The 21,232-nt window shown below is 58.9% G+C and carries 16 protein-coding genes; 15 read left to right on the forward strand and 1 reads right to left on the reverse strand.

Annotation, left to right across the window (positions count from 1 at the left end):
- Positions 1–32 precede the first annotated feature (32 nt).
- The 11 genes from dnaK to WMW72_RS16030 all read left to right on the forward strand — a co-directional run bounded on the left by dnaK (position 33) and on the right by WMW72_RS16030 (position 10,797).
- Positions 33–1,868 (forward strand): molecular chaperone DnaK, encoded by a 1,836-nt coding sequence (gene dnaK / locus WMW72_RS15980; protein WP_341416500.1) that lies wholly within the window; start codon positions 33–35, stop codon positions 1,866–1,868.
- A gap of 156 nt (positions 1,869–2,024) precedes the next feature.
- Positions 2,025–3,143: a molecular chaperone DnaJ gene (gene dnaJ / locus WMW72_RS15985; protein WP_341416501.1), complete on the forward strand. Its 1,119-nt coding sequence runs from the start codon at positions 2,025–2,027 to the stop codon at positions 3,141–3,143.
- A gap of 147 nt (positions 3,144–3,290) precedes the next feature.
- Positions 3,291–3,482, forward strand: coding sequence for a YfhD family protein (locus WMW72_RS15990; protein WP_341416502.1), 192 nt, complete (start codon positions 3,291–3,293; stop codon positions 3,480–3,482).
- 41 nt (positions 3,483–3,523) lie between these two features.
- Positions 3,524–3,715: a hypothetical protein gene (locus WMW72_RS15995; protein WP_341416503.1), complete on the forward strand. Its 192-nt coding sequence runs from the start codon at positions 3,524–3,526 to the stop codon at positions 3,713–3,715.
- 195 nt (positions 3,716–3,910) lie between these two features.
- The gene (prmA, locus tag WMW72_RS16000; RefSeq protein ID WP_341416504.1) at positions 3,911–4,885 is read left to right on the forward strand and encodes a 50S ribosomal protein L11 methyltransferase; all 975 of its coding nucleotides are present in this window, start codon (positions 3,911–3,913) and stop codon (positions 4,883–4,885) included.
- Between the two features lie 11 nt (positions 4,886–4,896).
- Positions 4,897–5,586 carry a site-2 protease family protein gene (locus tag WMW72_RS16005; RefSeq protein WP_341416505.1) on the forward strand — a complete coding sequence of 230 codons (690 nt, stop codon included), beginning with the start codon at positions 4,897–4,899 and terminating at the stop codon, positions 5,584–5,586.
- A 167-nt stretch (positions 5,587–5,753) separates the two neighbouring features.
- Positions 5,754–6,569, forward strand: a complete 816-nt coding sequence (locus tag WMW72_RS16010; protein WP_341416506.1) for an RsmE family RNA methyltransferase — start codon at positions 5,754–5,756, stop codon at positions 6,567–6,569.
- Positions 6,570–7,991, forward strand: a complete 1,422-nt coding sequence (gene mtaB / locus WMW72_RS16015) for a tRNA (N(6)-L-threonylcarbamoyladenosine(37)-C(2))-methylthiotransferase MtaB (protein ID WP_341416507.1) — start codon at positions 6,570–6,572, stop codon at positions 7,989–7,991.
- Between the two features lie 104 nt (positions 7,992–8,095).
- Positions 8,096–8,524 carry an NUDIX hydrolase gene (locus WMW72_RS16020; RefSeq protein ID WP_341416508.1) on the forward strand — a complete coding sequence of 143 codons (429 nt, stop codon included), beginning with the start codon at positions 8,096–8,098 and terminating at the stop codon, positions 8,522–8,524.
- 316 nt (positions 8,525–8,840) lie between these two features.
- Positions 8,841–10,211 carry a class I SAM-dependent rRNA methyltransferase gene (locus WMW72_RS16025; protein ID WP_341416509.1) on the forward strand — a complete coding sequence of 457 codons (1,371 nt, stop codon included), beginning with the start codon at positions 8,841–8,843 and terminating at the stop codon, positions 10,209–10,211.
- A 22-nt stretch (positions 10,212–10,233) separates the two neighbouring features.
- The gene (locus tag WMW72_RS16030) at positions 10,234–10,797 is read left to right on the forward strand and encodes a nitroreductase family protein (RefSeq protein WP_341416510.1); all 564 of its coding nucleotides are present in this window, start codon (positions 10,234–10,236) and stop codon (positions 10,795–10,797) included.
- On the opposite strand, the gene WMW72_RS16035 is transcribed toward WMW72_RS16030, so the two are convergent.
- Complete coding sequence (locus tag WMW72_RS16035; RefSeq protein WP_341416511.1) at positions 10,794–11,003, reverse strand: hypothetical protein; 210 nt, start codon at positions 11,001–11,003, stop codon at positions 10,794–10,796. The two genes, WMW72_RS16030 and WMW72_RS16035, sit on opposite strands and share 4 nt — an antisense overlap.
- A 171-nt stretch (positions 11,004–11,174) precedes the next feature.
- Between WMW72_RS16035 and addB the strand changes: the two genes are divergently transcribed.
- The 4 genes from addB to WMW72_RS16055 all read left to right on the forward strand — a co-directional run.
- Positions 11,175–15,023, forward strand: a complete 3,849-nt coding sequence (gene addB, locus WMW72_RS16040) for a helicase-exonuclease AddAB subunit AddB (RefSeq protein WP_341416512.1) — start codon at positions 11,175–11,177, stop codon at positions 15,021–15,023.
- A complete protein-coding gene (gene addA / locus WMW72_RS16045) occupies positions 15,023–19,090 on the forward strand; it encodes a helicase-exonuclease AddAB subunit AddA (RefSeq protein ID WP_423227553.1) in 4,068 nt (1,355 codons plus the stop codon). Before addB ends, addA begins: the two co-directional genes overlap by 1 nt.
- A gap of 16 nt (positions 19,091–19,106) precedes the next feature.
- Positions 19,107–20,288: an exonuclease SbcCD subunit D gene (locus WMW72_RS16050; protein WP_341416514.1), complete on the forward strand. Its 1,182-nt coding sequence runs from the start codon at positions 19,107–19,109 to the stop codon at positions 20,286–20,288.
- A gap of 46 nt (positions 20,289–20,334) precedes the next feature.
- On the forward strand, positions 20,335–21,232 hold an 898-nt coding region (locus WMW72_RS16055), incomplete at its 3' end, for an AAA family ATPase (protein ID WP_341416515.1).

Genomic DNA, 21,232 nt, shown 5'->3' on the forward strand with positions numbered 1-21,232 from the left:
TCGATTCAATCAAATAAAGGAGGCATTTCCTCATGAGTAAAGTAATCGGGATTGACCTTGGAACCACGAACTCCTGCGTTGCCGTGATGGAAGGCGGCGAAGCCGTCGTAATCCCTAACGCCGAAGGAAACCGCACAACCCCATCCGTTGTAGGCTTTAAGAAGGACGGCGAGCGCGTCGTCGGCGAGACGGCTAAACGTCAAGCGATCACGAACCCGGACCGCACCGTCATTTCGATCAAGCGCCACATCGGTACGAACCACAAGGAAGCGATCGACGGCAAGGATTACTCGCCGCAGGAAATTTCCGCGATCATCCTCCAGAAGCTGAAAGCTGACGCAGAAGCCTACCTGGGCCAAACGGTTACCCAAGCCGTTATCACCGTTCCGGCTTACTTCAATGACAGCCAGCGTCAAGCAACGAAGGATGCGGGCAAAATCGCCGGTCTGGAAGTACTGCGTATCGTCAACGAGCCTACGGCTGCGGCACTCGCTTACGGTCTGGAGAAATCCGAAGACCAGACGATCCTCGTCTATGACCTTGGCGGCGGTACGTTCGACGTATCGATCCTTGAGCTGGGCGACGGCTTCTTCGAAGTTAAAGCGACTAGCGGCGATAACAAACTCGGCGGCGACGACTTCGACCAAGTGATTATCGACTACCTGGTAGCCGAGTTCAAAAAAGAGCACAGCATCGACCTGGGCAAAGACAAGGCAGCTGTTCAACGCTTGAAGGATGCAGCTGAGAAAGCTAAGAAGGAATTGTCCGGCGTACTGACGACAACCATCTCCCTGCCGTTTATTACGGTTGTAGACGGCGTGCCTCAGCATTTGGAGATCAACCTGACCCGTGCGAAGTTCGAAGAGCTGTCCGCAGGACTGGTAGAGCGCACGCTCGGCCCAACTCGCCAAGCGCTTAGCGATTCCGGCCTGACGGCTGACAAAATTGACAAAATCGTCCTCGTCGGCGGCTCCACACGGATTCCTGCCGTACAGGAAGCTGTTAAGCGTCTGACAGGCAAAGACCCTCACAAGGGTGTTAACCCGGATGAAGTTGTAGCTCTCGGTGCCGCTGTACAAGCGGGCGTACTGACAGGCGATGTTAAGGATGTCGTCCTGCTCGACGTTACTCCGCTGTCCCTAGGTATCGAAACGGCAGGCGGCGTCTTCACGAAGATGATCGACCGTAACACGACGATTCCTACGACCAAATCGCAAGTATTCACAACTTATGCCGACAGCCAGCCAAGCGTTGAAATTCACGTTCTGCAAGGCGAGCGTTCGATGGCTAACGATAACAAAACACTCGGCCGCTTTATTCTCGGCGATATTCCAACGGCTCCGCGCGGCATTCCGCAGATCGAAGTTACCTTCGATATCGATGCCAACGGGATCGTCAACGTATCCGCACTGGATAAAGGCACAGGCAAGAGCCAAAAAATCACGATCACTTCCTCCAGCGGCTTGTCCGATGAAGAAATCGATCGCATGATGAAGGATGCCGAATCCCACGCTGAGGAAGACCGCAAGCGTAAGGAAACCGTAGAAGCCCGCAACAATGCGGATCAACTGGTGTACTCGGTGGATAAGACGATCAAGGACCTCGGCGACAAGGTCGATCAGGCGGAGATCGCTAAAGCGAACGAGGGTAAAGAGAAGCTCAAAAAAGCACTCGAGGGCGACAACCTGGATGAGATCAAGGCAGCCAGCGAAGAACTGACGGAGATCGTACAGCAATTGTCCGTGAAGCTCTACGAGCAAGCGGCGCAAGCCCAAGGCGCTGGTGAAGCGGGCGGCGAGCCGCAAGGCGCTTCCAAGAAAGACAATGTAGTTGACGCCGATTATGAAGTTGTAGACGACAAGAAGTAAGTAATTGTCGTACAATGGTAGAGGCTGCGTCTAGTATACGGTAAGTCGTGAAGTCAAAGCCGGCAGCGGCTTTGACTTTCGGCTTTCTTACTGGAAGAAGCCCCGGCATCCGCGAGGACGCCGCTTTAACGGAAGGCTAGGGAGTGGGAGTGAAGGATGAGTAAACGCGATTTCTATGAAGTGCTAGGGCTAGGTAAGGACGCTTCGCAGGAAGAGATTAAGAAAGCCTACCGCAAGCTTGCCCGTCAATATCACCCTGACGTCAACAAAGCCGATGACGCCGAATCGAAGTTCAAAGAGGCGAAAGAAGCGTACGACGTGCTGAGTGACGATCAGAGAAAAGCTCAGTATGACCGCTTCGGCCATGTGGATCCTAACCAAGGTATGGGTGGCGGCGGCGGAGCAGACTTCGGCGGTGGCTTCGGCGACTTGTTCGATATGTTCTTCGGAGGCGGCGGCCAGCGGCGCAATCCGAATGCGCCTCAGCGCGGCAACGACCTGCAATACACGCTGACTGTTGATTTCAAGGAAGCGGTGTTCGGGAAGAAAACCGATATCGTCATTCCGCGTACTGAAAACTGCGATACCTGCCAAGGCAGCGGAGCGAAGCCTGGCACCAAGCCGGATACATGCGGCGTCTGTCATGGTACGGGACAGCAGGAGGTTGTGCAGAATACGGCGTTCGGCCGCATCGTCAACCGCCGCGTCTGCTCGGCTTGTCAAGGGCAAGGCAAGATCATCAAGGACAAGTGCGGCACGTGCCACGGCGCAGGCAAAGTCAAAAAGCAGCGCACCATCAACCTCAATATCCCGGCCGGTGTGGATGACGGCGCTCAGCTGCGGGTAACGGGCGAGGGCGAAGGCGGACTGCGCGGCGGTCCGGCAGGAGATCTGTACGTCGTGATCCGCGTGAAGCCGCATGAATTCTTTGAGCGGGAGAACGACGATATTTACTGCGAGGTTCCGCTTACCTTCGCGCAGGCAGCGCTCGGAGATGAGATCGAAATCCCGACGTTGACCGAGAAGGTGAAGCTGAAGATTCCGGCTGGTACCCAGACGGATACGTACTTCCGGCTCAAGGGCAAGGGCGTTCCGCATCTGCGAGGCTACGGTCAGGGTGATCAGCATGTGAAGGTCGTCGTCGTGACGCCGACCTCGATGAGCGAGGAGCAGCGCGAGCTGCTGCGCGAGTTCAGCCGTCTCAGCGGCGAGCATACGCATGAGCAGAACCAGTCGATTTTTGAACGGATGAAAAAAGCATTCCTGGGCGAGTAAACGCGCACAGGCTCATAACCCCAACGGATAACAGGTCTTACCTGGCCATTCCGTCCGCCTGTTGATACAGATCAACAGGCTTTTTGTTTTGCCCGGAGTTTGTTTTTTTCCGGGTTTTTCCGATGCTTCCGCATATTCGGGCAGATTATGCTCACAATAGAAAGGTCCATTACCTCTCATCGAAAGGAGGCTACCGTCATAGCTACGTCCAATGAAGAGCAGCGTCTTCCGCAAGCTGAGAACGAAGACGTGGAATTCTCCGAGTCGCTGGCTGACGCCGACGACCGGGAAGCGGCCGAGCGTGCTGCGCAGGCCGATGCCCGTCAGGAGCATTCCTGAGCGGCTAAACACAACGAAAACATAAGAAGAGAGGCCCACTCATGACGGAAAAAGGAATTGCAGCTTCCTTCCGCTCCCCGGAGAAAGCCTTGAGCTGTATCCCGAAGCTGCAGGCGCTGCGGGCTTCCGATCTGCACATCGATCAGGATGAGCTTCAATTGACGGGTATGGTCAGCGACTCTGCTTATGAACAGGCGCTACGCGTCATCCGCGAAGCGGGCGGCAGCTGCTGACCAAGGCTTCACCATGCATCCAACTGCCAACGGCTCCGCGGCTATGAGACCACTCAAGCCGGGAGCTGTTTTTGTCTGAAACCAGTGAAAGAATAAGTGTGATGTCATCGGGTAGAGCCACTTATTTTACCGGCCTTCATAATTGTTGTATACTTGGGGTTATGCGTTTATTTGACCGATAGGGGAGGAAAACCGGTGCGTTGGCATGAAATTACCGTACATACGACCGAAGAAGCGATCGAAATGATCACGAACTTTATACATGAGCTTGGCGCAGGGGGCGTTTCCATCGAGGAGTCCGGTACCTTGAACAAGCAGCGCGATACTTCGCTTGGGCAATGGTATGAGCTGCCGCTCAATGACATTCCCGAGGGACGCGCGGAGATCAAGGGCTACTTTGCCGAAGGCACGGATACCGAAGCCGTGCTTGCCGATCTGAAGTCGGCCGTTGAACGGCTGGCTGATTACGATATCGATACGGGGAATCCGGTCTACACTTGGAAAGAAGTCGATGACGAGGATTGGGCGACGGCGTGGAAGCAATATTTCAAGCCGCTGCGCGTGTCCGACCGGTTGACGATCAAGCCGACCTGGGAGGAATATGAGGCCGGAGAGGGCGAGATTATCCTCGAGCTTGATCCGGGTATGGCCTTCGGTACGGGAACCCATGCGACGACGGCTCTTTGCCTCAGAACGCTGGAGAAGGTTGTTCAGAGCGGCGATGAAGTGATCGACGTTGGGACAGGGTCCGGCATCCTGGCTATTGCGGCCGCCAAGCTGGGAGCCAAGCATGTGCTCGCGCTCGATCTCGATCCGGTATCCGTATCCAGCGCTACCGAGAACACGCATCTCAATGGGCTGGAGGATCGGATCACGATCAAGCTCAGCGATCTGCTGCAGGTGCTGAACGAAAACCGTGAGAGCGGATCGTCCGCGCTGGGCGTACAGCTTCCGGTACAGGTGGTCGTCGCGAATATTTTGGCAGAGATTATTCTGCTCTTCGTCCAGGACGTGTACGATGCGCTGGTATCCGGCGGAACATATATCGTATCCGGTGTTATTAAAAGCAAGCAGGAAGTGGTGCAGGACGGGCTTGCTGCGGTAGGCTTTATCGTATCCGAGGTGAACGAGGATCAAGATTGGGTTGTGCTCGTCGCCAGAAAGCCGTAGGTGAGGCAAGCATGAACTGGGATTCTTTCCTAGCCTACCCCGTCGCCGAACTGCCGTTTGTGTTTCTTGTGCTGCTGCTGGCTTTTACCGTACATGAGTTCTCGCATGCTTACCTGGCGGACAAGTTCGGTGATCCTACGCCGCGGGCGATGGGCCGCGTCACGTTGAATCCGCGCGCTCATCTGGATTGGCTGGGGATGATTTTTTTCCTGATCGTGGGGATCGGCTGGGCGCGCCCAGTCCTGATCAACCGTGGGCGCTTCAAGCGTCCGAGGGCGATGGGGATCGCGGTGTCCTTCGCAGGACCGTTCAGTAATCTAGTGCTCGGCTTTATCAGTCTGGTATTGATGTTCATGGTGCACAGCTTCGGCTGGCTGCAGGGGATGAGCGCAGGGACGGCGTTGGCGGTCTCTACGTTTCTGAGGTACATGGTCATCACCAATATTTTCCTGTTCATTCTGAATCTGATTCCTTTCCCGCCGCTCGACGGCTACCGGATTCTGGAGGATTTGCTGCCGGTCCGCTGGGCCATCAAGCTGCAGCAGGTGCAGCAGTGGCTGTTCTACGCGGTGCTGCTCATGTTCTTCATTCCCCCGCTCCGTGCGGTCACGCTGGGTCCGATTTTTGCGTTGCAATACGATATATTAGGCTTTTTCATCCGGGTGCTAACTCCGGTTTTCGGGCCGCTAAACGGTCTGTAGGCTGGCAGATGGCTCAGGCTGAAGGCTGGTCCTGGTGCTTCCTGCAGCCTTGATGATTCCAGGGCTTATACTGGTAATTTAATCGAAAAACGTGTATGATGAAGGTTGACCGTTCTACGTAATTTGTATAACGGTCTCACCTTTTTTTTGTGAAAGCGATGGTTGCGATGCAAAGATATTTCATTCAGCCGGAACAATTTTCCGCTGATCATGTCAAGATATCGGGCGATGACGCCCATCATTTGATCCGCGTGATGCGGGCTAAGGCCGGCGACCGCGTCATCGTCAGCGATGGCGCCCTGCAGGAAGCGCTCGTCGTCATCCGTACGCTGGAGGGTGGCGAGGTGGACGCTGAGATTGAGGAACGTCTGCCGATGGACCGCGAGCCTTCCGTCGACGTATGGATTGCTCAGAGCCTGCCCAAGGGCGACAAGATGGAGCTGGTGATTCAGAAGGGAACGGAGATCGGGGCGGCTCGCTTCATCCCCTTCTCCTCGGAACGGACGGTCGTGCAGTGGGATGCCAAGAAGGAAGGCAAACGGCTAGACCGCTGGCAGAAGATTGCCAAGGAGGCCGCTGAGCAGGCTCACCGCAACCGGATTCCTGCCGTGGATGCGGTAAGGAACTGGAAGGGGCTTATGGAGCTTGCGGCTGCCGCCGATGCGGCCTGGTTCTGCTATGAGAAGCAGGATGCGCAGGAGCTGCGCGCGCTGATCCGCTCAGCCCTTCTAAAGTCCGCCACTGCGGGCCAAGGTTTGGAAGCCGGGGCTGACAAGTCCGGTGCACCCGGTCAGGAGCGGCTCAAGCTGCTGCTGATTGTCGGACCGGAAGGCGGATTTACCGAGCGCGAGGCGGCGCTGGCAGAGGAAGCCGGCTGCCGGGCGGTATCGCTCGGCAAGCGTATCCTGCGGACGGAAACCGCGGCGATGGTAGGTCTCACTTGTATCCTGTACGAGGCCGGAGAAATGGGAGGAGAAGAATAGATGTCGACAGTCGCTTTTCACACACTCGGCTGCAAGGTAAACTTCTATGATACGGAAGCGATCTGGCAGTTATTTAAGCATGAAGGCTATGAGCAGGTCGATTTCGAATCGACGGCGGATATTTATGTCATCAATACCTGCACGGTAACGAATACCGGAGACAAGAAGAGCCGCCAGATGATCCGGCGCGCCATCCGACGCAATCCCGAGGCCATCGTGGCTGTAACGGGATGCTACGCCCAAACCTCACCTGCGGAAATTTTGGCGATCCCGGGTGTCGATCTGGTCATCGGCACCCAGGACCGGGATAAAATTTTGACCTATGTCAAGCAGCTCGAGGCAGAGCGCCAGCCGATCAACGCTGTACGCAACATTATGAAGACGCGGGCGTTCGAGGAGCTGGACGTTCCTGATTTCGCCGACCGGACGCGGGCATTTCTGAAAATTCAGGAGGGCTGCAACAACTTCTGTACCTTCTGCATCATCCCGTGGTCGCGCGGACTAATGCGCAGCCGCGAGCCGCAAAGCGTGCTGAACCAGGCGCGGATGCTTGTCGACGCCGGGTATCAGGAGATCGTGCTGACGGGTATCCATACAGGCGGCTACGGCGAGGATTTGGAAGACTACAGTTTGGCTAAGCTGCTGTGGGATCTGGATAAGGTCGAGGGCTTGAAGCGGATCCGGATCAGCTCCATCGAGGCCAGTCAGATTACGGATGAGGTGCTGGAGGTGCTCCAGCATTCGGACAAAATGTGCCGCCATCTCCACATCCCGCTCCAGGCAGGGCACAATGAGGTGCTGAAGCGGATGCGCCGCAAGTACACGACCGAGGAGTTCGCCGCGAAGATTGAGCATATTCACCGCATTATGCCGGGCGTTGCGATTACCACGGATGTGATTGTTGGGTTCCCTGGCGAGACAGAAGAGATGTTCCAGGAGGGCTACCGCTTTATGGAACGGATGGGCTTCTCCGAAATGCACGTCTTCCCTTACTCGAAGCGTACGGGAACGCCTGCGGCCCGTATGGAGGATCAGGTGGACGAGGAAGTGAAAAACACCCGCGTTCATGCACTGATCGACTTGTCCGAGCGTTTGCAGCTTGCGTATGCGGAACGCTTCGTCGGCGAGGAGCTGGAGATTATCCCTGAGCGGGAGTATAAGGGTCAGCTGGACAGCGGCTTGATTATGGGCTACTCGGATAATTATCTGTCCGTCGTGTTCGAGGGCAGCGAGGAATGGATCGGCCGGGTATGCCGGGTACAAGTAACGGCCCCGGGCGTGAACGAATGCCGCGGCGAGATCGTTGGCGCACCCGGAGCTGTGACGGCAGGAAAGGGAGCGTTGAAGCTGGCGAGCCCTGTAAGGTCTGCAGCAGATAGCGCGGACTCCATTCCCGGGCAAGCGGCTAAAGCCATCGTCTAGCCCGTTACGGCCCAGCATTGTAATCAATACCAGAAGCCCACGCAAGAGTGGAGCCTTGACATAGAGGGGCGCTTGCTGCGGTACATGCGGAAAGGATGTTGTCGATGAAGGAAATTTCAGCAGGCGGAGTCGTATACCGGAAAGCCGCTGACGGGCTTCAGGTGCAGATGATCCAGGACAGATACGGGAAGATTACGCTGCCCAAAGGCAAGATGGAACCGGGAGAAACGGTGGAGCAGACGGCTCTGCGCGAGATTCTGGAGGAGACGGGCATCCAGGGAAGCATCATCCGGCCTCTGGAGACGATCTCCTATCAATTCCAGCTGACTGGTGTCGGTCCGGTCGACAAGGAAGTGCATTATTACTTGGTTGAAGCTACGGGCGGCGAGCTCCAGGCACAAGTGGAAGAAATCCGCGGCGTGGAGTGGCTGGAGCCGCTGGATGCCTGGCATCAGCAGACGACTTCCGGATACGGCAATAATGATAGTGTGCTTAGAAAAGCGTTGACGGCGCTTGGGTTTGAGGTGAACTAGGCAGGGACCGGGCTCCGGCGGGCCGCCCGGCTGCTTATTCATCGGCGTGACGTATGGAAGGCGGAGAACCGGCTGCCCAGCAGCCGGGTTTTCTGTGTAGATGCACAATCAATCAGACGAGGAAAATAGCGGAACCAGGATACCTTATGCTGTGCTTGAAAGCTCTGAGCATCCACATTCCCCGGAGTGCGGCGGATAAGTTACCGTGGTTCCGTTATTTTTGGAAAGCGGGCTATGAACCCGTCAGGGAGCGGAGCAGTTCCGCGATCCCGACTTGATAAGGATAACTTGGTAGTAGAGGCGGAGGAGCAGACGCATGGCAGCGATTTATTTGCAGAAGAAAAGAAAGAAGCGGCTGGAGGAAGGCCACCCCTGGGTGTACCGGACGGAGATCGAGCGTATAGAGGGTGAGCCTGTGCCCGGCAGTCTTGTGGCTGTGCATCGTCATGACGGTGCTTATCTGGCAACCGGCTATTACAATGAGGCGTCGCAGCTTACTGTGCGTATCGTCTCGTACGAACCGCGGGAGGCTTTGACGCAGGAGTGGTTTGCTGAGAAGCTGCAGACGTGCAGACAATTGCGCGAACGGTTCGTGCCGAATGCCCGGTCGTACCGGCTTGTTTATGGAGAAGCGGACTTTCTCCCCGGTCTGATTGTCGACAAGTTTGAGGATATTCTCGTCGTCCAGGTGCTCACGCTGGGGATGGAGGTTGCCAGAGAAGCGCTGCTGTCCGCGCTGATCGAGGTCATGCAGCCTGCCGGCATCTACGAGCGGAGCGACGTATCCGTGCGTGAGCTGGAAGGACTGGAGCGCCGTAAGGGATTGCTGTATGGGGAATGTCCGAACCATGTGACGATTCGCGAGAACGGTCTGCTCGTGGAGGTCGATATCGTGGACGGCCAGAAGACGGGCTACTTCTTCGACCAGCGCGAGAACCGGGCGGCAATCGCACCGCTGATGCTGGGCTGGGGTGGGCGCAGCGGCATCCGAACGGTCGATCAGCTGATGGACGATGGAACCACGAAGCGGATTCCTGTGAATAAGAGCGGCCAGGAAGTGACCTTCCCTTATTGGGATGGGGCAACCGTACTGGAGTGCTTCTCGCATACGGGGAGCTTTACGCTGCATGCGTGCCAATACGGAGCCAAGAAAGTAACCTGTCTGGACATTTCCGAGCATGCTGTGGAATCGGCCAGACGCAATGTGGAGCTTAACGGGTTCGCCGAGCGGGTGGAGTTTGTGGTTGCGGATGCGTTCGATTACTTGCGCGCGCAGGTTCGCGGTCAAGAGCAGCGGGAGACCAGGGGGCAGGCGGACCGCCGCAAGGTGGATACGTCCATTCCGATGGCGGCCAAGGGAAGAACCTGGGATGTCGTTATCCTGGATCCCCCGGCTTTCGCCAAATCCCGAAGCGCTGTCGAAGGCGCATGCCGCGGGTACAAGGACATCAATCTGCACGGAATGAAGCTGGTCAATGAAGGCGGCTACCTGGTAACGGCCAGCTGCTCCTATCATATGAAGCCCGACTTGTTTCTGCAGACGATCCGCGAGGCAGCCGAGGATGCAGGCAAAACGTTGCGTCTGATCGAATTCCGCGCAGCCGGAAAGGACCACCCCCGTATTTTGGGTGTGGACGAAGGACATTATCTGAAATTCGCTATTTTTGAAGTAAGAACTCGAAGGTAGCGGTAAAGGAGTGGGGCTGGAGATGGATATTTTCGAAGCCATACAAGGACGACGGACGACAGGGCGCGTCAAGGATGAGCCGGTCGGCAAAGAGGTCATTGAGCGCATTCTGGAGGCGGGCAACTGGGCGCCCAGTCATCATGCGACGGAGCCATGGCGGTTTTTCGTGATGACAGGCAGCGGACGCAGCCGGCTGGGAGAGGCTTATGCGGCTATTGCTGCGGAAGCGGCCGGTGGTGATCTGTCCGAAGAGGCTGCCGGTAAGCATAGGGGGAAAGCGTTCCGTGCTCCGGTCGTCATCGCCGTAGCCGTCTCTCCATCCCCGGAGAAAGGCGTGATCCGCATCGAGGAGTATGCGGCGGCTCATGCGGCTACGCAGAATATGCTGCTGGCGGCTCATGCGCTCGGATTGGGGGCCATCTGGCGTTCCGGCGAACCGATGTACCATCCGCTTATGCAGCAGACCTTCGGGCTGGAGCAAGGAGAGGAGCTGGTCGGACTTCTTTATCTCGGGTATCCTGCTAGCCCTCTGCCAGCAGGCAAGCGCAGACCGGCAGAAGACAAAACGGAATGGATCATAGACTAAGGGACGTTCTGCAGCATCCGCTTGCCCGCTAGGGAGAACGGCATCTGCCCCAATCTATGAATCTGGAAGCAGACGGACACCCGTCTGGCCGCTAGCGCTCTCAAGCGCAGCAGCCGGGCGGGTGTTTGTATTTGGGCGGGGATCTGGAGGGAGGCCGGCCGGTTAATGGCCAATGCATCGACAGAGAGTGCCTGATCGGACTGCAAGATTCATAGAGAACAAATGTTCCTGATGCAGGGAATATGCTATAATATAGGAGAGAGGTATGAACTCATCGCCGCTTTTTGGTAAGATCTTCTTGAAGAACCCAAAACAGACTTTATTTGATAGAATAGTAGAGCCTTGGCATGTGTACGGTTGGAGGGGGAGAGTGGAATATGGCGTTTCAATTTGTGCTCGGACGGGCCGGAACGGGGAAAACGACCTATTGTCTACATGAAATCAAGAAGGAGCTGAAGGAAGCTCCGCAGGGACCGGCGCTGATCTGGCTGGTGCCGGAGCAGGCTACGTTCCAGGCTGAGTATGCGCTGATATCAGACCCTGAGCTGGGCGGTACGCTTCGTGCCCAGGTATTAAGCTTCCGGCGGCTGGCCTGGCGCGTGATGCAGGAGGTCGGGGGCACAGCGAGGCTTCCGATCGACGATACGGGTAAGAAACTGCTGCTGCACCGCTTACTACATAAGCACCGCGACCGGCTGAGAAGCATGCATGGAGCTGCGGATCAGGCCGGATATCTGGATCATATGAACCAGCTCTTCACGGAGCTGAAGCGTTATCGGATTTCGGCAGATGAGCTGGCGGATTTTTACGGCACTCGCGTTGCCTCGTCTGAACGGAGCGGGGCTTCGTTTGCCAATAAGCTGCATGACCTGCAGCTTGTCTATGCCGAGTTTCAGACAGAGCTGTCCAGATTGTACCTGGACGGAGAGGATTATTTGACGCTGTTGGCCGGGCAAATCGGTCAGTCTGCTTACCTGCGCCATGCGGCCTGCTGGATGGACGGCTTTCACGGCTTTACACCGCAGGAGTCGGCGGTTGTGGAGCAATTGGCGCTGCATGCGGACGAAGTTAGCATGACGCTGAATCTGGATCGGCCTTACGCCGCAGGAACTTCGCTGCACGAGCTGGAGCTATTCCACCCGACGGCGCGCACGATGATGCAAGTGTCCCAGCGTCTGGCCGAGCTAGGCTTGGACGTTAAGCCACCCGTCGTGCTGGAGGCTTCGCCGCCTGTACGATTCTCGTCCAACCCGGTGCTGGCCCATCTGGAGCGGCATTGGGGAATGGGTGTGAAGCCGGCTTACCGGATGAGGCCGGAAGAGCGAGCAAGCAGCGCTCTGCACATCACCGCAGCTGTACACCGGCGCGCGGAGGTGGAGGGTATTGCCCGCGAAATCCGGCGGCTGGTCCGCGAGGAAGGCTTGCGCTGGCGGGACTGCGCCGTCTCCATCCGCAATATTGAAGCATACGGGGATTTGATTGCAGGCACATTTGCGGATTATGGAATCCCGCTGTTCCTCGATCAGAAGCGCTCGGTGCTGCATCATCCGCTGGTGGAGTTCGTCCGGTCTGCCTTGGAGGTAGCCCGGCAGCATTGGCGGTATGACGCGGTATTTCGCTGTATCAAGACGGGATTTTTTCTGCCGATGCAGAAACGGGACGATAAGGAGTCAGGCCAGGCCGGAGAGCGGGTTTCCCGTCTTGGCTTCGATCAATTGGAGAACTACGTGCTCGCCTTCGGCATTCAGGGGTCCAGATGGCGTGAGGGAACGGATTGGACTTACCGTTATCATACATCCATCGAGCACGAGGAGAACGATCAGGGCGGGGACTCGGCCTTCCTGCGCTCGATCAACCGTTATCGCAGGCTGGTCTCGGAGCCTCTTGGCGCCTTCCAGGACCGGCTGCGGGAACGAAAGACGGTCCGGGGCCGGGTGGAGGCGCTGTATGAGCTGCTGACCGGGCTTCATGTGCCGGAAAGGCTGGAGGCCTGGGGACAGTCTGCGCTCAAAAACGGCCAGCCGGAGAAAGCACGTGAGCATGCGCAGGTGTGGGACAAGCTGATCGATATGCTGGACCAGCTCGTCGAGCTGACGGGCGATGAAGAAACGTCGCTGGAGCAATTCGTTAAGCTGCTGGAGGCTGGTGCGGAGAGTATCAAGCTCGGGCTTGTTCCGCCTACCCTCGATCAGGTGCTGATCGGAAGTATGGACCGCACGCGCTCCGCAGGGGTTCGGCATCTATTCGTGCTGGGCGTGAATGAAGGCGTGATGCCTGCCAAAATCGTTGAGAGCGGGGTGCTTACCGAAGCCGAGCGGCTGCATCTGGCCTCGCAGGGGCTGCAGCTCGCGGAGGACAGCAGGCGGAGGCTGCTCGACGAAGCCTTCCTCATCTACAACGCGTTATGCACGCCGAGCGACGGCCTGTGGATCAGTTACCCGCTCGCTGACGAGGAAGGAAAATCATTGCTCCCGTCCGATGTCATCCGCCAGTTGAAGAGGCTGTTTCCGGATCTGACGGAAGGGCTGATGCTGAACGAGCCTGAAGCGCAGGCAGAGACCGGAGAGCAGTTGGACTTTGTATCGCATCCGGACAAGGCGTTGTCGCTGTTGGTCGTACAGCTCAAGCAATGGATGCGGGGAGCCCCGATTCATGGTGTATGGTGGTCGGTGTACAATTGGTTTGCGAGGCAGCCTGCATTCAGCGGGAAGCTGGCGCGGATGACGGAGTCGCTGCAATACACGAATCGGATCGCTCCGCTCGCCGAGGCTACGAGCCGGGAGCTGTATGGGGATACGATCGATACGAGCGTATCCCGGATGGAGCGTTTCGTCGCCTGTCCGTTCTCGCAGTTCGCTTCTCACGGACTGCGGCTGAAGGAACGGCGGATGTTTCGGCTCGAGGCGCCGGATGTGGGGCAGCTCTTCCATGCGGCGCTCAGCCAGTTCGCCGAGCAGATCGTCGCCGAGGGCGCCGATTGGGGCGGCATGACGGCAGCGGAATGTGAGCGCCGGGCGGCGCTCGTCATCGACGCGCTCTCGCCGAGGCTGCAGGGCGAAATTCTGCTGAGCTCCAAGCGGTATCACTATATCGCCCGCAAGTTGAAGCAGGTGATCGGCCGGGCGGCGTTTATGCTAGGCGAGCACGCCAAGAGGGGACAATTCCAGCCGATCGGTCTGGAGATTGGGTTCGGAGCCGGTGAGCAGATACCGGCGCTGCATTACGACCTGGACAACGGCGTGAGAATGAACCTGCGCGGGCGTATCGACCGGATCGACCGGGCGGATACCGAGAACGGGGCGCTGCTGCGGGTGATCGATTACAAGTCGAGCTCCAGGGCACTGCAGCTGGGCGATGTGTATTACGGCCTTTCGCTGCAGATGATGACCTATCTGGACGTCATTCTAAGGCATTCTCCGCTTTGGCTGGGTACTCAGGCACAGCCGGCGGGCGTGCTGTACTTCCATGTTCACAACCCAGTGCTGCAGGTAAAGAATGCGCTGAGTGCCGAGCAGGTGGACAAGGAGTTGAAGAAAAGGTTCAAGATGAAAGGGCTGCTGACGGCCGATCCGGATACGGTCAGACTGATGGACAGCGCGCTGATCGGGGCGAGCGGGTACTCTGAGCTGCTGCCCGTAGCATTGAAGACGGATGGGGGGTTCTATAAATCCTCCTCCGTGGCGACAGAGCAGGAATGGAGTACAGTCAGACGGCATGTGCAGCGGACGATCCGGGAGATCGGCACGTCGATGACCGACGGTCATATCGCTATTGAGCCGTACCGTAAGGGAACGACGGTCGCATGTCAGACCTGCTCCTTCCAGCCGGTATGCCAATTCGATTCGCAGCTTGCCGGCAATAGCTATAAGCAATTGCCGATGCTTGGCAAGGATTTGGCTCTGGAGCTGATGGAGCGCCGGGTCACACAGGCTCCCGATGAGGGGGGCCGGTCCTCGGTAGATACGGGTTTGGCTGATTATGGAACGACAGGATCGGTTCCGAAGCGTCAGCCGGAGGCTGAGGATACCCATACACCCCGGAACGGGGCACCAGCACCACGGACATTCCGTCCCGCAGCGTCCCGGCCTACGCCTCTGGCAGCCTTGGAAACTGGCGGAGACCCAGAGGCTGAGCAGCATGAGGGGTTCTCGAACGGAGTGGATTTGAAGGCTAGCGAGAGACAGACCGGTCATAAGGATAGCAACAGGAAGGGTGGGGGAGCTTGATGACGACGAATTTTATGCCAAAGCCGGAAAACAGCACCTGGACGGACGATCAATGGAAGGCGGTCGCGGTGCGTGGAGCTTCCGTGCTCGTAGCCGCCGCCGCCGGATCAGGTAAAACCGCCGTGCTGGTGGAGCGCATCATTCGCCGCATCTCGGACCCGCAGGAGCCGATTGACGTTGACCGGCTTCTGGTCGCTACCTTTACGAAGGCGGCTGCCGCCGAAATGCGCCACAGGATTAGCGATGCGCTCGAGAAGGCGCTGTCCGTGGACCCGGGTTCCGACCATCTGCGCAGACAGCTGGCGCTTATTCCCCGGGCCTTCATTACGACGCTGCACTCCTTCTGCATGGAGGTGATCCAGAAGCATTACCAGTCGATCGGGCTTGATCCCGGCTTCCGGATTGCCAATGAAACGGAAAGTGCGCTGCTGCGCCAGGAGCTGCTCGAGGAGCTGCTGGAGCAGCGGTACGGCCAGACGGCTGAAGGCGATCCGTTCTGGCTGCTGGCGGACACATTCAGCGGGGACAAAAACGACGATGGCCTGTTCCGGCTGGTGCAGCGTCTGTACGACGACTCGCGCAGCCATCCGTGGCCGGAGCAATGGCTGCAGGATTGTGTGCGCTTGTTCGAGGAGCGTCCGGAGGGAGAAAGCCATCCGTGGCTGGCCAGCATGAAAGCGGCCGTGAGGCTGGAGCTTCAAGGCATGGAAGGACTGCTGCGTGAAGCGGTCCGTCTGGCTGGCAGCCCTGGAGGGCCTGAGCCGTATTTGTCCAATCTGGATGACGATCTGGCGACGGTGGGCTATTTGCTGGAGATGAGCGGGGGGACTTCCTGGGATCACTTGTACCACGCTTTCCAGGGTGCGGCGTTTGGCAAGCTGAAGCCCTGCAAGGGCGATCAGGTGGACAAGGCGCTGCAGGAGCAGGTGAAGGAGCTTAGGAATAGCGCCAAGGACAAGCTGGCGTCGGTGAAGGAGGAGTGGTTCGGCCGCAGTCTGGAGGAATACGCGGGGGAGCTGGAACGGATGGCTCCGTTGATGCGCACGCTGGCCTCGCTCGTCACGGAGTTCGGAGAAGCGTATCGCCTAGCCAAGGCCGACAAGGGACTGGTGGATTTCGGTGATCTGGAGCATTATTGCCTGCAGATCCTGTACGATGCCGAGTCCGGTCCCGGAGGGCTACTGCCGTCTGCAGCCGCTCGGGAATACCGCGAGCAGTTCGTGGAAGTCATGCTCGATGAATATCAGGACACCAACCGCGTCCAGGAGACGATCGTCGCGCTTATTTCGAGGGAACAGCCGGGCAATCGTTTTATGGTCGGCGATGTGAAGCAGAGTATCTACCGGTTCCGTCTGGCGGAGCCGGGGTTGTTCCAGGAGAAATACCGGAGCTACAGGCTCGATGGAGCGGAGCCGGGGCAGCGCATCGATCTGGCGCGGAATTTTCGCAGCCGCCGGGAGGTCGTGGACGGAACGAACTATATATTCCGCCAGATTATGAAGGAAAGCGTCGGAGAGATCGACTATGACGAGCGTGCGGAGCTGGCCTACGGCGCAGCCTATCCCGAGGGAGACGGCGGCGAACGTGCGGCCGAGCTTGTGCTGATCGACCGTTCCGCGATGGCCGAGCCGTCCGAAGAGAGCATCCCCGAGGCTGATGGGGAGCCGGGAGATAACGCTGGCGGATCAGAAGCGGCATCCGAGGCGCGCGACATGGAGACGGCGCAGCTCGAAGGACGGTTTCTCGCCGAACGCATCCGCACGATGATGGGAGCAGACGGCGGAGGCAAGTACCAGGTCTTCGACAAATCGACGAAAGCTATGCGGGACATCGCCTACAAGGATATCGTCGTGCTGCTGCGGGCAACCCAGCAGTGGGCGCCTGTGCTGATCGAAGAACTCCGGCAGCAGGGGATTCCTGCGTATGCGGAGCTGAATACCGGCTATTTCACGGCGACAGAAGTTCAGGTCGTGCTGTCCCTACTGAAAATTATCGACAACCCGTATCAGGATATCCCCTTAGCAGGCGTGCTTCGTTCCCCGCTCGTCGGACTGAACGAGGAGGAGCTGGCTGCGATCCGTATCGCACGCAGGAACGGGCCATTCTTCGATGCGGTGCGCGCTTATGCGGCAGGAGCTTCGTCCGATCTTGTGACGGCAGAGCCTGATGCTGTCGAAGACGGGGAGGATGCCGCCGCCGCCCTGCTGCAGCAAACGGGTAAAGACGGGCTGCAGGCTGCACGCGCTCTGCATCTTCCGGGGGCGGAGGCTGCCGAGAGCGATGTGGACCCGCTGAGCAGCAAGCTGCGGCGCTTCCAGGCGGCGCTTGGCGTATGGCGGATGCAATCGCTGCAGGGACCGCTTGCCGAACTGATCTGGAATATTTACCGGGAGACCGGGTATTTCGATTTTGTAGGCGGGCTGCCCGGCGGGGAGCAGCGTCAGGCCAATCTGCGCGCCCTGTACGACCGGGCCAGACAGTACGAGGCCACCAGTCTGCGGGGGTTGTTCCGATTCTTGCGTTTCGTGGAGCGGATGCAGGACAGTGGAGGAGATCTTGGGACCGCAAGGGCGCTGGGTGAGCAGGAGGACGTGGTCCGGATCATGACCATTCACAAAAGCAAAGGGCTGGAATTTCCCGTCGTTTTCGTGGCCGGCTGCGGCAAAATGTTCAACCGGCGCGAGCTGACGGACGCCTTCCTGCTGCATAAGGAGCTGGGCTTCGGTCCTAAGCTCCTGGAGCCGGATACAAGGGTCAGCTATCCGACCCTTCCCTGGCTGGCCATCAAGCAGAAGATCCGGATGGAAATGCTCGCGGAAGAAATGCGGGTGCTGTACGTGGCGCTTACTCGGGCCAAGGAGAAGCTGATTCTCGTTGCCAGTGTTCGCGGGCTGGAGAAGCTGCTCAGTTCGTGGGCAAGGCATGCGGATTTGGCGGAACCTGCGCTGCCTGATGATACACTGGCTGCAGCGAAGTGCTACCTGGATTGGATCGGTCCTGCGCTGATGCGCCATCCGAATGGAGAGACGCTCCGGGAAGCCATAGGGCTGGACGGCAGAGCGCATCCGTCGATGCGGCAGGAAGCTTCGCAATGGCATATTCAGGTATTCAGCCCTGAGCGGTTTGCCTACATCGCGCAGGCGGCGTCAGGAACGGAAGCGGCGGCTGCCGATGAACGATGGAGCTCTGTTATGCGTCAGGAGCCGGTGGACGGCACCGAGCGGTGGGAAAGCGACGTCTGGCGGAGGCTGTCCTGGAAGTACGAGCATCCGGATGCGACCCAGGTGTTCTCCAAGACCTCGGTCACCGAGCTGAAACGGCTTTCGGAACACGAGAAGCTGCTGGAGCTGTTTGCGGAAGATGCCGCAACGGCAGTGTGGGGGCAGACGGAGCCGGGAGCCGGGGTGCGGCTTTCGACCCGGGAAACTATGCAGGCTGGACCGGATAAGGCGAGCCATACGGATAAAGACTCCGTGAAGCCTGGATCTGGGCAAAGTTACCAGCCGCTGATCGTCCGCAGGCCGCGCTTTATCGAGCAGCGGGAGCTGAACGCGGCAGAACGAGGCTCGGTCTTCCACGCCGTGATGCAGCATATTCCGCTGAACCGCCTTCCGGGAGAGGATGATATCCGGGCGACTCTGGCGGATATGGTCAGCCGGGAGCTGCTGACAGAGGCTCAGCAGGCACTGGTCGATCCGCAGGTTATCGCCTCGTTCTTCAGCAGCGGGCTGGGCGGCCGCCTGCTATCCGCCCGGCAGGTGTACCGCGAGCTGCCCTTCAGCTTCGGCATGCCTGCGGCGGATGTGTACAGAGGCGAGGATGCTTCGCTGAACACGGAAACCGTGATGCTTCAGGGCGTTATCGATTGCCTCATCGACGAAGGGGACGGTCTCGTGCTCGTCGATTACAAGACGGATAGGCTCAAGGGCTCGTCTCCGAACCGGCTTGCCGAAAAATACCGGCTCCAGTTGGAGCTTTACTCACGCGCCGTCGAGGCGATCTGGAAGAAGCCGGTGAAGGGCACGTTTGTTTTTCTGTTCGACGGGGCTCATATCGTGGAATTGTAAGGGGAGGGATTAAGCTATGCGTATTTTGCATACGGCGGATTGGCATTTGGGACGTACGCTCGAAGGGCGCAGCCGGCTTGCGGAGCAGGAGGCGTTCATCGACGAGCTGGCGGCTATCGTTAGCGACCGGCAGATTGATCTCGTGCTATTGGCGGGTGACGTGTATGATTCCGTCAATCCTCCGGCAGCGGCGGAGCAATTGTTCTATGAAGCGCTCGCCCGCCTCTCCGATCAAGGGAGGCGGCCGGTGTATGTCATCGCCGGGAATCATGACCATCCTGATCGTCTAGCGGCAGCCGCGCCGCTGGCGGACAAGCTGGGCGTGAAGCTGATCGGATTGCCGGAGCCGCGTGTACACCGGATTGACGTGGCGCGCACCGGGGAGAGTGCAGTTCTGTTCGCGCTGCCCTATCCGTCGGAATCCCGGCTCAAGGAGCTGCTGACCGAGGAGGCCGATGAGTCGGTGCTTCGCGCAGCTTATTCGGACCGGGTGCGGCATATCGCCCAGGAGCAGGCCCGTCACTTTGGGCCGGATACGGTAAATTTGCTGATGAGCCATCTGTATGTGATGGGCGGCAAGGAAACGGAATCGGAACGTCCGATTCAGGTAGGCGGAGCCTATACCGTGGATGCTTCGGCCCTGTCTGTGGGCGCAAGCTATGCGGCTTTGGGCCACTTGCACCGGCCCCAGCAGCAGACAAGTGGTGACTGCCTGCTCCGCTACAGCGGGTCTCCGCTGGCCTACAGCTTCTCTGAAGCCGGGCAGGCCAAGTCGGTGACGATTATCGAGATCAAGCCGGGGGGAGAGCCGGTGCTGGAGGAGCTCTATCTGTCCTGCGGCCGGCCGCTCGTGACCTGGACGGCTCGTGGCGGTCTTGCCGAGGTTCAGCGCTGGCTGGAGGAAGGTAAGGATGCCACCGCCTGGATCGACCTGGAGGTGCATCTGCAGGAAATGATCTCGCTGGAGCAGATTCACCGGCTGCGGCAAGAGCGGGAAGGGCTGATCCATATTCGGCCTCTGTATCCGGAGCTTCAAACGGAAGCGGAAACGGTTCTTCAGGTGGCAAAGGTTCCGATGGACGAGCTGTTCCGGCGGTTTTACGAGCGGCAGACGGGCGGGGCACAGCCGGAGGCGGAGCTGACCCGATTGTTTCTGGAGCTGCTGGCCGATGAAGAGGAGGAGCCGGCGGCTGGATAGCAGCCTATACGGGTAACTTGCCGGTGTACATAAGGAGGAGCTTGACATGAGGCCGATATTGCTGCAAATTACAGGCCTGCAGAGCTACAGGGAGCTGCAGGAGATCGATTTCGCCGCCCTGACGGGAGCGGGCGTCTTCGGCATATTCGGTCCGACGGGCAGCGGCAAGTCGTCGCTGCTGGACGCGATCACATTGGCGTTGTTCGGCAAAGTGGAGCGCGCTCCCGGTGGTACCCAGGCCGTGATGAATCAGGCCGAGGATCTGCTGGCCGTGTCGTTCAGCTTTGAGCTGTCATCCCCCGGCGGCGCGATCCGCTACCGGGTAGACCGGCAGTTCAAGCGCAATGGCGAGCTGTCCATGCTGGGCAGCGTCTGCAGGCTGATCCGTTATCAGGACGGGGAGACAGTGGTGCTCGCAGATAAAGCCGGTGAGGTGAATCATCAGGTACAGGAGCTGCTCGGCCTGTCGATGGCCGACTTCACCCGGGCGGTGGTGCTCCCGCAAGGCAAGTTCGCAGAGTTCCTTACCTTGGCGGGCAAAGACCGGCGTGCGATGCTGCAGCGCCTGTTTCATCTGGAGCCATACGGCGACCGGCTTAGCGCCAAGACGTCGGCGCGCTTCAAAGAGGCCGATGCCGGGCTCAAGCAGCTCCAGGCCGAGCAGCAAGGGCTGGGCGACGCGTCGCCGGAGGCGCTGGCGCTTGCCGAAGCGCGCCTGGACGAGGCGCGCCTTGCGGCACAGGCCGCCCGCGAAGCGCTGGCGGCCTGCGAGCGCCTCGCCGCCGAGCGGCGCGCGGTGCGCGAGCTGCAGCGCGAGCATCACGCGCAGGGCATCCGCCGCGCGGAGCTCGCTGCGGATGCGCCGCGCCTCGCTGCGCTGGCCGGACGGCTCGCCCGCGCGGCTGAGGCGGAACGGCTGCGCCCGCTGGTGCGCAGGCGAGCGG

It is taken from the genome of Paenibacillus filicis (assembly GCF_038070315.1).
Lineage (GTDB): Bacteria > Bacillota > Bacilli > Paenibacillales > NBRC-103111 > Paenibacillus_G > Paenibacillus_G filicis.